Source organism: Acidaminobacter sp. (assembly GCF_030247605.1).
Taxonomy (GTDB): domain Bacteria; phylum Bacillota; class Clostridia; order Peptostreptococcales; family Acidaminobacteraceae; genus Acidaminobacter.
The window spans coordinates 180,376-195,473 of sequence record NZ_JAOTSB010000002.1; the positions used below are offsets into that span (position 1 = coordinate 180,376).

Sequence of the window (15,098 nt, forward strand, 5' to 3'; positions counted from 1 at the left end):
AATTTTAATTTCTGGGGGTAAGAATCATGACCATTGGCATCATTGTTCACTCCAAAACCGGTCACACGCTTCAAGTGGCTGAACAACTCAAAGCCAGCCTTTCAAAGGCCGGAAGACCTGTAGTGCTGGTTCGGATTGAGGACAAACCAGACTTTGACAGCTTTGAGACACTCGTGCTCGGCTCTCACACGGAAGGCTTCGCGCTGGCAGCAGAAATGGCGGCCTATTTAAATGCACTTCCGTCAAAGGCCCTCAATCAAAAAAAAGTCGCTCTTCTGATCACCCATGCTTTCCCACTTCATGCTATGGGTGGCAATCAGGCTATGAGCGGCTTCAAAAACCTTGTGGAAAAACAAGGCGCCAAGGTCCTCAATGAGGAAATCATCGACTGGTCTAGGCCGGGACGGGATCGACAGATCGAGGCTGCTGTGGGGCGGATGGCAGGAAAACTGTAACCTATTGGATCCTCAGCGAAAATAATTGTTTGTGACTTAATGACTCTGCATTTCAACTTCATTTATGGGTTGCACGTCAAAAAAGCCCGTTGCCATTTCTGGCAACGGGCTTTAATGTATTTGAGTTGTGTGAGTAAACCTATAAGCCGAGTTCTGTATTTGACAATCATCTATCTAGGCCCATCGTTGCCGGAGGGCTCAAGCGACCTACCAACCGGGGGGAGCGAGCAACTCCCTTCTCATCCCGTACTTGGTCTTGCTCCAGGCGGGGTTTACAGAGCCGTCCAGTCACCTGAACGCTGGTGAGCTCTTACCTCACCATTCCACCCTTACCGCAGCAGCGGCCGAAGCCTGCCTGCTGAGGCGGTATCTTTCTATTGCACTTTCCTTGGAGTCGCCTCCACTGGGGATTACCCAGCACCCTGCTCTATGGAGCTCGGACTTTCCTCGTACTTTCGCACGCGATTGTCTGGTTTACTCACTTGTCTATTATAGGCTGTATTACGCTAAAAAGCAATGGAAAAAGGATTAATCCGCGTTTCAGAGACTACAACCCTGGCTTCATACCCCTTCTGCTCCATGTCTTCCTTTAGTTGGGCTGCCATGCGGCTGATAAACGGCAGCTCTGTCTCACAATGTCCTGCATCAATCAGATGAACACCGAGCGCCAATGCGCCTTGTGCATCATGATACTTCACATCACCCGTAATAAGCAGGTCACAGCCTGCCGCTGCGGCTTCCTTATAGAAGGACGCCCCGGCTCCAGGCACTACCGCGATTCGGTGAACCGGTGCTTCCGGAGCTCCAACCATGCGTGTCCCCGGCGCGTTCAAAGCGGCTTTGACCTTAGACGCCCATTGAGCCAAATTAAGATTCTGACTGGCATCAGAAGCTGCCACTGCCACGGCTCCAAAACCAAAGACTTGCTCCGGTGCCTTCAAAGGCCACAAATCATATGCCGGCACCTCATACGGATGCGCGTCCAGCATGGCTTTAAGTGTCTCTCTGACTTGATCCTGGCGCACCAGTACTTCGATCTTGGTTTCTTCGACGCGTTCACGAACACCGACTGAACCGATGGCGGGCTGAGCGCCATCCATCGGCAAAAAAGTGCCTGTTCCAGGATAACTGAAACTGCACTCCGCATAGGAACCCAGACGGCCTGCGCCGCTTTCAAACATAGCCTGCGAAACGATTTGAACGTGGTTTACAGGCACATAAACCGCCAGTTTATACAAGGGTTCGCTAAAGACGTCCCCCATGGTTTCAACGCGTTCCAGTTCGAGTGACTCAAGAAGCGCATCCACGGAGCCGCCGGGCGCCGCGTCTGCGTTTGTATGTGCGACGTAGACGCCAATTCTTGCGGCAGTCAGTTTTCTAATCACGACCTCCACGGGGCTGCTCTCTGTCAAACGTTTCAGCGGCTCAAAAATAAGCGGATGGTGACATACTATCAAATCAGCATTGACATCTATGGCTTCCTGAACCACAGCAGGTGTAATTTCCAGTGCAACCAGGATTTTATTGACGGCGCTGTTCGGATTACCCACTTGGAAACCAACATTATCCCAAGCCGCTGCCAGCGACGGCGGATATCGCTCTTCTATGAGCTTGACTATTTTCTTTGAATTGACAAGCATGCCTGTGCCTCCTTCAACAGCTTCAGGCGCGCTTCAAAGGCATGAAGCTCGGTCGCCTCAGCATCCTTGGCCTGCGCCAGAGCACGGATGACATTTTCTGTCTTTTGTATTCTTTGCGCCAAATAGTTCATGGAAATCTCATCTTCAGCCCTGAACATTTGACAACCCATTTCTGCAGTTTTAAAATCAACGGTTTCAAGGCATCGTCCTGTATAATGGACCGAAAAAATCTCGTAAAATTTCTGTCCTTCTTGAGCGACTTGCTCATCCAGAATCTCGAATCCATTTTGGAGCAGCCACACCCTAAGCTCGCGAATGGCGACCATAGGCTGCAGCACTAAACATTCCAGCGATTTTACCAAAGGCAGCGCTTCAATAATCAGGTCTCGGATTAAAAATCCCCCCATGCCTGCCAAAACTGCAGAATTGACCTCTCCCATCTGATAGACGTCAAAGCCGGAACCCAGTCGGATCTCGATCACATCCTCCAGGTTCGCTGCAGCGACAACACCTTTTGCATTTTCAACCGGACCCGCATGAACATCACTGGCTATGACCTTTACGGCTCGACCTGTCCGAATCAGCTCTACCGGTACATAAGCATGGTCGCTTCCAATGTCCGCCACTCGAGCCCCTTGAGGGACCATTGCAGCAACTGTCCGCAGTCTTGGGGTCAATCTTGGTTTCACAGTCTTGCCTCCTCTAATCGACGAAAGGAAATTGGCGTCACAAGTAAGCCGGCTTCGGCTTATGCTGCACCAATTTCCTTTCACAGAACCGGGTCTCTCCCGGTTTTTCAAATTAATGACAACTTTATCAAACCCTCTGATGACGACCGCTTCTGATTTACTCCAAATAATCTTTGAGTTTTTTGCTGCGGCTAGGGTGCTTCAGCTTTCTAAGCGCTTTCGCTTCAATCTGACGAATCCGCTCCCTGGTCACGTCAAATTGCTTGCCAACTTCTTCCAGAGTACGCGCACGGCCGTCCTCAAGCCCAAATCTGAGTTTCAGGACCTTTTGCTCCCTTGGCGTCAGAGTCTCAAGAACCTCCATGAGCTGTTCTTTCAGCATAGAAAATGCCGCTGCATCAGCAGGCGCAGGCGCATCATTGTCAGGTATGAAGTCTCCCAAATGGCTGTCTTCCTCTTCACCAATTGGAGTCTCAAGGGATACTGGCTCTTGAGCGATCTTCAAAATTTCTCTGACCTTTTCAACACTCATGTCCATTTCAGCTGCAATTTCCTCCGGCTTAGGATCCCGTCCGAGATCCTGAAGAAGCTGTCTGGACACTCTGATCAGTTTGTTGATGGTCTCCACCATATGAACCGGAATTCGTATGGTTCTGGCCTGATCCGCAATGGCGCGGGTAATAGCCTGACGAATCCACCAAGTGGCGTAAGTTGAGAACTTGTAACCTTTTCTCCAGTCAAACTTCTCGACTGCTTTAATCAGTCCTAAGTTGCCTTCCTGAATCAGATCGAGAAACAGCATGCCACGCCCGACATAACGCTTTGCAATGCTGACAACCAGTCTGAGGTTTGCCTCGCAAAGCTTTTTCTTCGCCTCGTCGTCGCCTTCCTCCATGCGCTTCGCCAGTTCAATCTCTTCATCTCCTGACAAAAGCGGCACTTTTCCAATTTCCTTGAGATACATCCGAACCGGGTCGTCAATGCTGATGCCTTTGGGAAGGGATAAGTCCTCAACATCAACTTCTACCTCTTCCGCGTTCTCGTCCTCTTCAATCAGAGGCTCATCATCCAGCAAATCCTTTTCGCCAATGACTTCAATGCCCATGGAAGCCAACGAGTCATAAATATCTTCAATCTGATCCTTGTCGATGTCGAGTTCCGATAAGCCGTCTTCGATTTCTGAATAAGTAAGATTGCCTTTCACTTTCCCCTTATTCGCCAGCTCTTTGACGGTATCAAGATGCTGCGGATCTATCTTAGCCAATCGACGTCCCTCCTCTCAAGGAATCTCTTTCCTTGACCGCTTCTGTTTTCATCTTTTTCAATTCCATTTCCTTTCTGATCAAAACGAGTTTGAGATGTGAGACCTCCGACACGCTAAGTGCGTTTGCCGATGGTTGTTCAAGTTTCTCTCTCTCAGCTCTGAGCTCTGCTATTTGAGCATCCAATTTCGCCAATTTATAATGGATCCTGGTCACCATGGCTTCACGCGCGAGATTTTCACCCACAATGCTGTTTCTTGCCATTTGGTCCAGTCTTATGGCCGTATCAAGATCAAACATCTCTACGATCTCATCATGCCCTACAGTGTCATAGACCCTGTAATATAACTCCAGACGTTTGATAAGATCCTTTACTTCCGAATTCTCAAGCTGATCCAAATCCACATCTGTACAGATAAGATCAAATGCGGATTTATTTCTCAGCGCAATTTCAAGAATTTTTTTCTCCAACTCAAAAATTGCATTATATTGCGTGGGATCAATGGCGACTTTCTCAATCTGCTTCTTAGCTTCGAATTGAGGTCGAGCTTTGGAAAAGCCGTAAACTTCCCTATAAATGGCGTTTGAGTCATACGACTGATCTTTTGCCACGTAATCTATATAATAACTTTTTTCGACCTCGCTGTCGAGTCCCCTTATGATCATTGCGACATTTTTTAAATACTCCAGTTTTTCATTAGGTGTATTCAGGTTATATTTGTGCTTGGCTGCCTGAATTAAGAATGTCGTCGCAGGGTCAGCTTCCTGAACCATTTTCTGAAAAGCCTCGGCACCATTTTTTCTGACAAAATCATCCGGGTCCTGGCCAACCGGAAGTGTGAGCACCCTTAGCTTCGCCTTCATGGCCTTCAAAATACCCACACCTCTGAGAGCGGCTTTTCTTCCGGCTTCATCCCCATCAAAACACAATGTCACTTCATCCACATAGCGGTCTAGGACCCGGGCATGCGCTTCCGTCAGGGCTGTTCCCAGCGTAGCCACAGCATTGGTGATCCCGGCTTGATGAAGCATTATAACATCCATATACCCTTCTACCACAATGACACTGCGTAGTTTTCCCAGAGCTTCCTTCGCCTGAAGGATTCCGTAAAACGCTGTGCCCTTGCTGAAAATTACCGACTCAGGCGAATTGAGATACTTTGGCATATCGTCTCCAATAGCCCGGCCACCAAAACCAATGATATTTTGGCGCTGATCCTGGATAGGAAAAATCAGCCGATTCCTGAATTTATCATAATAACCGTTTCCATTTTTTCGACGATCCACCAAACCAACTTGCAGTAAGAGAGGGTGCTGCTTAGGCTCCATATAATCTGTCAGGGCTTGCCACGCGTCTGGTGCGAAACCCAGTCCAAACCGTCTGGCAGTCAGTGGTTCAATGCCCCGCTTATTCAAATAAGCCTGTGCAGCAGAATCTTCCTTCAGCTTTCTCAAGTAAAATATGGCAGCCTCTCTGTTAACTTGATATAAGGCCTTTTTCAGTATTGCTGATTCCTGCTCTTGAGCAGAATTCTGTACTTTATATCGATCCAGATCCAAGCCATAGCGTTCGGCCAAGGCTTCAACCGCATCAATAAAGTCCAGGTTTTCCATGGCCATGTAGAAGGCAATGGCATCCCCGCCCGCACCGCAGCCAAAACAGTGATATCGATGCTTTTCCTCAGTGACGACAAAGCTCGGCGTCTTTTCATTGTGAAACGGACATAACCCCTTATGGTTTCTGCCAGTCCGCTTCAACTCAACATAGCGCCCTACAAGGTCGACTATATCCACGCGTTCCAGAAGTGCTTCAGCGACTTCATTTGTATACTTAGACATATTGTACCCACTTTTCTAATGAAAAAATCCTGAGTAAGGACCTGTTGTCAATATTTATAATGCTCCGGATGTTTCTTGATCCAGTTGCAGGATACGCAGCCCCAAGTCCCTGGCATGATATTATGCTTAACTTTCACGATAATAAGAATTCAACGTTTAATGGCAATTTCCTTCAATTTTTTTTCGTTTTGAAAAATGTTTTTCCAGTCTGAAAGAATCCTGTTGCATAAGATCTCCATTCAATACAAAATGCGCCTGAATTTTGTTCCAACCAGGCTGAGTTAAGTCCAAAAGTCCGGGACAAAAAGTTTTTGGTATAACTGTACCGCATAGCGATCCGTCATGCCTGAAACATAATCTTTTACTGCTTCAGTGCCTTCCTTCCCCTGATAAAGCTCGAAGTATTCCCGAGGCATCTCTGAAGGCTGGCTGCTATAATACTCATACAACATTCTGAGCACTACGCGTGCTTTCTTTTCCTCTTTTTTAGCATCTAAATTGAGGTACACATGGTCAAACATGAATTGCCTAAGCCCTATGAATGCCTCGGCAATTTCCGGACTGAATGAAAGCTGGTCCGAACCTCTGCTGTGATTGACTATATCTACGATCAGCGTATTGATCCTTTGACTATGAGTCTTGCCCAGTGTTTTCAGAAACACCTCAGGGAGCTCTGCAAGCTCCAAAACCCCAGCCCGCAGTGCGTCGTCTATGTCGTGATTGATATAGGCGATCCGGTCGCTGAACGACACCGCGTGCCCTTCCAGGGTCTGTGGTTTTTTTCCCCCGCTGTGGCTGAGAATCCCATCACGTACTTCATGAGTAAGATTCAGGCCCCGCCTTCCATCCGACCTGATTTCCAAGAGATCCACAACCCTCAGACTCTGCTCGTTGTGGTCGAATCCACCCGGATGGATCTGGTCCAGTTCCATTTCACCGCAGTGACCGAAGGGCGTATGCCCCAAATCGTGGCCTAGAGCAATCGCTTCAGTGAGGTCTTCATTAAGACGAAGTGCCCTGGCTATGGTGCGCGCGATCTGTGACACATCCAGGGTATGCGTCAGCCGCGTTCTATAATGATCCCCCTCAGGTGACAGAAATACTTGTGTCTTATGCTTCAGGCGTCTGAACGCTTTAGAATGCAGGATCCTGTCGCGGTCACGCTGATAAACCGTTCTTATAGCGCACTGGTCTTCAGGAACCAATCTCCCGAGAGAGTCCGAAGCATGCATTGCATGCTCAGAAAGTACCAGCCGTTCAATCGCTTCTGTCCGTTCTCTAATGGACATGAACCGCACCTCCATTTATGACGCTCGCTATTAATTCGCTGAAGAAGTCCAAGAATCCTTTATTTCCAAAATCTTTTTTAGTATTTCTTTATCGATCGTCAAAAAAGAGAGGCAGAATGGCCTTTACGAAGTCAAACTGAACTTCACAAAGCACCTTCTTCCTCTCTTTATTCTTTTAGCCTATGGCCGATGGTCACCAAACCCAGCCATTTCTTCTCTAAAGATTGATCCCCGTTTTACTTTCGCCGCTTTTGGCTTTAATGGCAGCCTGGGCAGCAGCCAGCTTGGCGATCGGAACACGATAAGGCGAACACGAAACATACTCAAGACCAATTTCATGGCAAAATTCAACAGATTTTGGTTCTCCGCCATGTTCGCCGCAAATGCCTAGTTTGATCTCCGGACGAGTCTGACGGCCGAGCTCTATCGCCATCTTCATAAGCTTGCCGACACCTTTTTGATCAATGGTTTGGAAAGGATCTTTTTCAAAGATCTCCTTATGACGATATTCCGGCAAGAATTTTCCGGCATCATCTCTGGAAAATCCAAGGGTCATTTGCGTCAAGTCATTGGTACCAAAGGAGAAGAATTCGGCATGTTTGGCAATGTCATCCGCAAGCAGCGCTGCCCGCGGCACTTCAATCATAGTGCCTACCTTATAATCAACCTCAATGTCTTGTTCCTCCAAAACCTTGTCAGCTGTCGTTCTTACAAGCAAATCAAGTATTTCCAGTTCCTTTTCGAATCCTACCAGCGGGATCATGACCTCTGGTTTGACTTTCAACCCCAGGCGCTTAACCACATCCGCCACAGCTTCGAAAATTGCTCTGACTTGCATTTCATAGATTTCAGGATAGGTGATCGCCAGACGGCAGCCCCTATGACCCAGCATTGGATTAAACTCTTTCAAATCATTGACAATAGATTTCAGCTCAGATGCCGATATCTTCATGTCCTTCGCCAGCGCTTCAATGTCCTTGTCTTCGTGAGGCAGAAATTCATGCAGCGGAGGATCCAGAAGGCGGATCGTCACCGGCCGCTCACCCATTGCCTCGAAGATGCCAATAAAGTCGGCCTTCTGGAATGGCAGAAGATGTTCCAGTGCTTCCTTTCGTTCCTCAAAGGACTTTGAAATGATCATGCGTCGAACTACAGGAATACGCTCCTCTTCGAAGAACATATGCTCCGTCCTGCAAAGGCCAATCCCTTCAGCTCCGAACTTAACCGCGACTTTTGAGTCTCTGGGATTATCAGCGTTAGTTCTGACCTTGAGAACCCTGTGCTTGTCTGCCCAACCCATGAGCTTTCCAAAGTTTCCGGTCAGCCCAACTTCCTTTGTCTTGATCTTTCCAAGAAAGACTCGCCCATTATTGCCATCCAGCGAGATGTAATCTCCTTCCTTGACAACCAAACCGTCCACATGAAATTGTTTTGCGTACTCCTCCACTTTGATCTCGCCGCAGCCTGCGACACAGCATTTACCCATGCCGCGTGCCACGACAGCAGCGTGGGAAGTCATACCCCCACGGGAAGTCAGAATTCCGACACAGCTTACCATGCCTTCAATATCCTCAGGTGAGGTTTCCTGTCTCACCAAAACCGCTGGAATACCTTTTGCTTGAGCTGCAACGACGTCCTCTGCGCTGAAGAACACTTGCCCGCAAGCCGCGCCAGGAGAGGCTGGCAAACCTTTGGCGATTTCTCTGGCGTTGGCCAGATCCACATCATCAAAGGTCGGGTGAAGAAGCTGATCGATTTGTTCCGGTTGGAGCCGCATAATCGCAGTCTCTTCGTCAATGAGTCCCTCTTCCACGAAGTCAACTGCAATATTGACAGCCGCCGGCGCCGTCCGCTTGCCATTTCTTGTCTGCAGCATGAACAGCGTTCCGCGCTCAATGGTAAACTCGATATCCTGCATGTCTTTATAATGCTGTTCCAATTTTGTCGAAATCTCTCTGAATTGCTTATATACCTCAGGCATGACATCTTTCAATTCAGAAATGGGTCTAGGTGTGCGTATGCCAGCCACGACATCCTCACCCTGAGCGTTGAGCAAAAATTCGCCAAAGAAGGCAGGATCACCGGTAGAAGGATTGCGCGTAAAAGCGACGCCTGTTCCAGAGGTCTCACCCATATTGCCAAAAACCATCTCTTGAATGTTGACAGCTGTGCCAAGATTATGCGGGATATCATTCAAATTTCTATAGATATTGGCACGAGGATTGTCCCAGGATTCGAAAACACTGTTGACCGCCATGATCAGTTGACTTTCCGGTTCCTGTGGAAACGGTTTTCTGGTTTCCTTTTGAACAATATCCTTGTAAGTCTTGACTAAGGCTTTTAAGTGATCCACCGTCAACTCAGTGTCATAAGTAAGTCCTTTGTCGCGCTTGGCTGCATCTAAAGCATGCTCAAAATTGTATTTGGCGACCTTCAGCACAACATCGCTGAACATTTGAATAAATCTGCGATAACTGTCGTAAGCGAATCTAGGGTTCTCTGTCAACGCCGCCAACCCCTCGACAGTCTCATCATTTAGACCCAGGTTCAGAATAGTATCCATCATACCTGGCATAGAGAAGACCGAACCGGAACGAACGGACACCAGAAGCGGGTTTTCAGCGTTGCCAAAAGTCTTGCCCGTTATGGCTTCAAGTTTATTTAAGTATTCAAAAATCTGAGCCTTGACGTCCTCACCCAATGATTTTCCGGTTTCATAATAGGCATTGCACGCCTCAGTCGTGATGGTAAAACCATTTGGCACCGGCAGACCAATGCGTTTCATCTCCGCCAGATTAGCGCCTTTGCCACCTAAGAGTGACTTCATTTCCGCATTGCCTTCCTCAAAGAAATAAACCCATTTTTTCAATTTGCTCACCTCATATCAGCATATTTTTTTTCATAATCTCAACGATGATATTCGCAGTTTCTTCTACCGCTTTGCTTGAAACGTCGATTACAGGGCAACCAAGCTTTTTCATCAGTTTGTCCGAATACTCCAGCTCCTCAAGTATACGGCCCAAATCCGCATAAGAGGCGTGGCTGTCGAGGCCCAGTGCTTTTAAGCGTTCCTGACGGATTTCATTTAATTTATACGGATTGGTGGTTAATCCTATGATTCTGTTGGTGGGTACTTCATAAAGTTCATCCGGTACCGGAACCTCGGGCACCAGCGGGATATTGGCGACCTTGATATTTTTGTGTGCCAGATACATGCTCAGAGGCGTTTTCGACGTTCTGCTGATCCCTATCAAAACTAGATCCGCTTTTTTAACACCTCTCGGATCCTTCCCGTCATCATATTTTACCGCGAATTCGACAGCTTCAACTTTTTTGAAGTAACGCTCATCCAGCCTGTGAACAAGTCCCGGCTCTCCTGCCGGTTCAACTCCCAGAAATTTCGAAAAAACATCCACGAGAGGAAGCAGAAGATCCACAGTAGGAATATCAAGTTTTTTGCATTCCTCTACCAGCTTGTCTCTCAGGTGTGCGAGCACTGTCGTAATCAAGATGACAGAACGGTGCGCTGACGCTTCTTCTACAATCTCCATAATTTGCTCTTCATTGGAGATAAAGGGATAGCGCTTAATCTCATACTCATTTCCACCAAACTGCTCAGCCGCGGCGCGCGCCATCATTTCGCCAGTTTCGCCAAGTGAGTCAGAGATGACATAGACGTGATATTTCTTACTCAATCCAATCCCCCCCCAAGTTTGTTGCCAATATCTACGAAGAGCTTTGTAATGTTGGTTTTTGAGAACCTGCCGACAATCCTGTACAAAATCTGGCCGTCCTTAAATATTTCTTCAACGACTGGCAGCGCATCGATCTCATGCTCCATGATTTTTCTCGCTGCTTCGACAACCGGGTCCGCCGGCGCTACTGTTACAACATTAGGCATCCTCGTCATGATGATACCCACAGGGATCTGATGAATATCACTTCCGCCTATAGCGGCCTTAAGTAAATCTTTCCTGGAAATTACGCCTGAGAGATATTTGGCTTCATTTGTGATAAAAATTGAGCCTACATCTTCCAGGAACATTGTGACCACAGCATCATACACAGAGGTGGTATCCGTGATTGCCACCGGCCTTGATTTCAAATCTCCTACCCGGACTGCGTTCAGGTAGTCCGCAATTTTTTGCCTTTCAACACTGCCTATATACATATACCCAACCTTTGGTTTGGCTTCCAGCATCCCCGACATGGTCAGCAGATTTAAATCCGCACGAATCGCAGATCGCGTGACATTTAGAAGACTCGCAATGTGTTCACTGGTTATAGGCCCCTGCGTCTTAACAATCTCAAGTATTTCATAGTGACGATTTTTAAGCTCTATATTAATCACCCGCTTTCACTTTAATGTGATGCACTATTTAACGCGTTGAGACTATTCTACTACACTTTATAAGGGATTGCATCGTATTTTTTATAATATTGTTGTTTTTTTCCCATACATTGACATAAATAAAATCCCCAAAAAAGAAAGAAGAAATTAGTGCAGCAAAAGTCATGAACCGACTTTTTGCCGTCACTAATTTCCTCTCTTGATTAATCTTATTTCTTAGAATTCCTGGCTCTGACGGATCAGTTCCACCAATTCATTAATCGGGACTCTTTTCTGTGTCATTGTATCTCTGTCTCTGACAGTGACTTGGCCATCTTCAAGTGAGTCGAAGTCAAAAGTAATGCAAAACGGTGTTCCAATCTCATCATGTCTGCGATAACGCTTGCCTATGCTGCCAGAATCGTCGTAATCCACCATAAAGTGCTTTGATAGCATTTCAAAGACTTTAATCGCTTCGTCATTCAGTTTCTTCGCGAGCGGGAAAATCGCAGCCTTGATAGGTGCAAGCGCAGGATGGAATTTCATGACCACACGGTCAGAGCCATCCTCGAGTGTCTCCTCTTCATAGGCATCCACAAGAAATGCCAGCGTAACGCGATCAGCGCCAAGAGAAGGCTCGATACAATAAGGCACATATTTTTCATTTGTCATTGGGTCAATATAGCGAAGGTCTTCGCCTGAATGGGTCATGTGCGCTTTAAGGTCGAAATCCGTTCTGTCGGCGATCCCCCAAAGCTCTCCCCATCCAAAAGGAAACAAGAATTCAATATCCGTTGTGGCGTTCGAATAGTGGGAGAGCTCCTCTTTAGCGTGATCCCGGGAACGAACGGAGGTCTCTTTCATATTCAGGTTTTTCAGCCAATCCAGGCAAAATTGCTTCCAATAATTGAACCATTCCAGATCCTCACCTGGGGCGCAGAAAAATTCGAGTTCCATTTGCTCAAACTCCCGCGTCCTGAACGTAAAGTTGCCCGGTGTGATTTCGTTTCTAAAGGACTTGCCGACCTGAGCAATACCAAAAGGCACTTTCTTTCTGGACGCCCGCTGAACGTTTTTAAAGTTCACAAAAATCCCCTGAGCCGTTTCAGGTCGCAGAAAAATCTGTGTACTGGAATCTTCAGTAACGCCCTGGAAAGTTTTGAACATGAGATTAAACTGACGAATACCGGTGAAATCCTTCTTGCCGCACTCCGGACACTTAATGCCATGCTCCTGAATATAAGCTTCCATCTTCTCTTTAGGCCAGCCGTCTACAACACCTTCATGACCTATGGCCATGAAATGATCTTCAATGAGCTTGTCTGCCCGAAAACGTGCTTTACATGCCTTACAGTCCATCAAAGGATCAGCGAATCCGCCCACGTGGCCTGATGCCACCCAAGTGGCCGGATTCATCAAAATTGCCGCATCCAGGCCAACGTTATACTTGGATTCTTGAACAAACTTCTTCCACCAGGCCTTCTTGACATTATTCTTGAGCTCGACGCCCAAAGGACCATAATCCCAAGTGTTAGCCAAACCACCATAAATTTCAGAGCCCGGAAAGACAAAGCCGCGGGTTTTGGATAATGAAACAATTTTTTCCATAGTGACTTTTGACATCAGAAACCCTCCTGTACTGTAATGAAAGAATACTAATCAGAAACCCTAATAAAGTTGTTGCTTTGAAGTTCAGATCCGCGTCATACCACCGGACTTTTCATCCTAGCAAAAAAAGACCCTCTCATCCCGGTTAGGGACGAAAGAGTCTATCTTCCGCGGTTCCACCCTAGTTGGCAAAATGCCCACTTTGAGACGATGCTCCAAAGCGCCTTCAAAGGGATTTCATACCGGACTCACACCTGCCGCCGGCTCTCTTGAATGTCCTCACCTTTTACTTTTCTTCTTCTCTGCATCCATTTGAATTTAAATGGATTGTACCACAGGCTTCCCAAGCTTGTCCAGCCGGAATATCCGCACTTTAATCCATTTTCAGAAACAATGTTAAAGCTGATAATGAAGTGACTCATTCAAAAATCTTGTTTCAAGATGTCTGAGTATAGTCGCTTCAAAAGATGATACTACTTGTGATGCGCGTTTTTATGGCCCTTATGTTCTTCTTCAACCGCACCGTCTTCCATAAAATGACCTTCGCCATAGTAATGATCGTCCTCTTTTTCGTAGGACTTAATTTCCTCTTCATCCATTAATATGGTAACCCCGTCAGGGTCATGAGCGAACTCATCCTCCGAATCAGCACCGACTTCAGAGTCACCGGATTTCTTCAGTTTATCTTTTACGTTCTGAACCGTTTTCTCTGTCGCGTCAATAAAATTCTTAAAGGATTCCTCAGTCATGTCATTGAGATCGAGAACCTCGCCATTTTCCTTGACGACTTTAATGTGACAGCCTGTCGCAACTGCCGCCAGAATACCCGCAATGGTAGCTGTGGTGAATACCAGCGCGGCCACACCGCCTGCAAGTACCGGTATATTCATGACTTGATTTTCGTTTTTAACCACGAGAATTCGAGTGATGACACCTTTGCTGACGAGCTCTCTCAGTTTTTCGATCAAATCTGTACCGCGGCTTATGAACTCACTGCGCTGCTTTTCACCCGTAGATTTCAGTGATTCAATGTAGATCACAGCTTCTAGTACATCTCCATTGCATATTTCGAGGGCTTCTTTGGCAAGTTTGTAATCCGCATCCGTTCTGTTGCGGACCTCATCGACCATTTCAATTGTAACTGTGCTCATTTGATCACTCTCCTCAAACTTTTCGTATGGCTTTCAGGAATTCCAAGCTCTTAAAGTCTTGATACCCCAAATGCTGCCTCATAAATCTCATACATAAGATATCCAATTTGCTGACGTATAAACGATTTATTTTTGTCCCCATCAATACGTCAATGCTTTGTTTACTGACATAATCCATAATGTTATACAGCATTCGCCCAATCCGGTCATCACCTTCCACCAGGCAGTTGCTGCAGACTGCGCCACCCTCAGGAACGCTGAAGTCGACATGTGCCCCCTCCGCACCGCAGCGGACACAGTGTTTCAGTTCAATATCAAAGCCCATAGTCGCGAGAAGTTTTAGTTCATAGACTATTTTCACCCATTCCAGATCCAGCGGCATGAACTGCTCAGCCGTTTCCGCGCTTGAAAGGTCAGTTCCAATCTCAGACGCTTCTTTTTTTCTTTTTTGCCGATGGTCATAGGCATTCAACCCTATCAAAACCTCCGAAAGCAACTGAAACAACCCTCTGTTTTCTTCACCCTCCTGAAGCAGCTGCGAGGCCGTTTCGAGAAAATACGCGCCATACCCCATCAGCATCAGATCTTCTTGGATGTGGCGAAAAGATTCAAGGACCTCCACGCTTCTGACGCGGTTCCAGGACGCCCCCACATCCAGAACAAATTCTCCCAGTGTAAAAGGCTGTGTCGTCGCGGCAATCATGGATCTTGAGGATTTTGCACCCTTTGCAATAGCTTTCAGCTTTCCGGATCGCTCTGTCATCAAAGTGACCAGAGCATCATTGTCCTCCAGCTTTCGCTTGGACAAGACTATGGCTTTTGTCGTTAACAGCAT

General features: G+C 47.0%; 12 protein-coding genes and 1 other RNA gene. 1 reads left to right on the forward strand and 12 read right to left on the reverse strand.

Annotated features, from left to right (window positions below; genetic code table 11):
• Positions 1-26: 26 nt before the first annotated feature.
• Positions 27-455: a flavodoxin family protein gene (locus tag OEL90_RS00865; RefSeq protein WP_291401192.1), complete on the forward strand. Its 429-nt coding sequence runs from the start codon at positions 27-29 to the stop codon at positions 453-455.
• Between the two features lie 126 nt (positions 456-581).
• On the opposite strand, the gene rnpB is transcribed toward OEL90_RS00865, so the two are convergent.
• The 12 genes from rnpB to recO all read right to left on the reverse strand — a co-directional run bounded on the left by rnpB (position 582) and on the right by recO (position 15,098).
• An RNA gene (rnpB, locus tag OEL90_RS00870) (RNase P RNA component class A) lies at positions 582-936 on the reverse strand.
• A gap of 25 nt (positions 937-961) precedes the next feature.
• The gene (locus tag OEL90_RS00875) at positions 962-2,095 is read right to left on the reverse strand and encodes a Nif3-like dinuclear metal center hexameric protein (protein ID WP_291401191.1); all 1,134 of its coding nucleotides are present in this window, start codon (positions 2,093-2,095) and stop codon (positions 962-964) included.
• Entirely contained in the window at positions 2,071-2,784 is a 714-nt protein-coding gene (locus tag OEL90_RS00880) for a tRNA (adenine(22)-N(1))-methyltransferase (protein ID WP_291401190.1), read from the reverse strand. The genes OEL90_RS00875 and OEL90_RS00880 overlap by 25 nt, the downstream gene beginning before the upstream one ends.
• 157 nt (positions 2,785-2,941) lie before the next feature.
• Positions 2,942-4,048, reverse strand: coding sequence for an RNA polymerase sigma factor RpoD (rpoD, locus tag OEL90_RS00885; RefSeq protein ID WP_291401189.1), 1,107 nt, complete (start codon positions 4,046-4,048; stop codon positions 2,942-2,944).
• Positions 4,041-5,885, reverse strand: coding sequence for a DNA primase (gene dnaG / locus OEL90_RS00890; RefSeq protein ID WP_291401188.1), 1,845 nt, complete (start codon positions 5,883-5,885; stop codon positions 4,041-4,043). Before dnaG ends, rpoD begins: the two co-directional genes overlap by 8 nt.
• A gap of 281 nt (positions 5,886-6,166) precedes the next feature.
• The gene (locus tag OEL90_RS00895) at positions 6,167-7,174 is read right to left on the reverse strand and encodes a deoxyguanosinetriphosphate triphosphohydrolase (RefSeq protein WP_291401187.1); all 1,008 of its coding nucleotides are present in this window, start codon (positions 7,172-7,174) and stop codon (positions 6,167-6,169) included.
• Positions 7,175-7,391: 217 nt separating this feature from the next.
• Positions 7,392-10,043, reverse strand: coding sequence for a pyruvate, phosphate dikinase (gene ppdK, locus OEL90_RS00900; protein ID WP_307730764.1), 2,652 nt, complete (start codon positions 10,041-10,043; stop codon positions 7,392-7,394).
• A 10-nt stretch (positions 10,044-10,053) separates the two neighbouring features.
• Complete coding sequence (locus OEL90_RS00905) at positions 10,054-10,869, reverse strand: pyruvate, water dikinase regulatory protein (RefSeq protein WP_291401185.1); 816 nt, start codon at positions 10,867-10,869, stop codon at positions 10,054-10,056.
• The gene (locus OEL90_RS00910) at positions 10,866-11,525 is read right to left on the reverse strand and encodes a helix-turn-helix transcriptional regulator (protein ID WP_300686689.1); all 660 of its coding nucleotides are present in this window, start codon (positions 11,523-11,525) and stop codon (positions 10,866-10,868) included. The genes OEL90_RS00905 and OEL90_RS00910 overlap by 4 nt, the downstream gene beginning before the upstream one ends.
• A 216-nt stretch (positions 11,526-11,741) precedes the next feature.
• Entirely contained in the window at positions 11,742-13,127 is a 1,386-nt protein-coding gene (locus OEL90_RS00915; protein ID WP_330583717.1) for a glycine--tRNA ligase, read from the reverse strand.
• Positions 13,128-13,585: 458 nt separating this feature from the next.
• The gene (locus tag OEL90_RS00920) at positions 13,586-14,263 is read right to left on the reverse strand and encodes a DUF4342 domain-containing protein (RefSeq protein WP_291401183.1); all 678 of its coding nucleotides are present in this window, start codon (positions 14,261-14,263) and stop codon (positions 13,586-13,588) included.
• Between the two features lie 13 nt (positions 14,264-14,276).
• Positions 14,277-15,098 (reverse strand): DNA repair protein RecO, encoded by an 822-nt coding sequence (gene recO, locus OEL90_RS00925; RefSeq protein WP_300686692.1) that lies wholly within the window; start codon positions 15,096-15,098, stop codon positions 14,277-14,279.

Bases quoted from the DNA above. Each gene is read 5' to 3' on its own strand.
- OEL90_RS00865 (WP_291401192.1), top strand. From the start codon at position 27: ATGACCATTGGCATCATTGTTCACTCCAAAACCGGTCACACGCTTCAA.
- OEL90_RS00875 (WP_291401191.1), bottom strand. From the start codon at position 2,095: ATGCTTGTCAATTCAAAGAAAATAGTCAAGCTCATAGAAGAGCGATAT.
- dnaG (WP_291401188.1), bottom strand. From the start codon at position 5,885: ATGTCTAAGTATACAAATGAAGTCGCTGAAGCACTTCTGGAACGCGTG.
- OEL90_RS00895 (WP_291401187.1), bottom strand. From the start codon at position 7,174: ATGTCCATTAGAGAACGGACAGAAGCGATTGAACGGCTGGTACTTTCT.
- OEL90_RS00915 (WP_330583717.1), bottom strand. From the start codon at position 13,127: ATGTCAAAAGTCACTATGGAAAAAATTGTTTCATTATCCAAAACCCGC.
- OEL90_RS00920 (WP_291401183.1), bottom strand. From the start codon at position 14,263: ATGAGCACAGTTACAATTGAAATGGTCGATGAGGTCCGCAACAGAACG.
- recO (WP_300686692.1), bottom strand. From the start codon at position 15,098: ATGCTGTTAACGACAAAAGCCATAGTCTTGTCCAAGCGAAAGCTGGAG.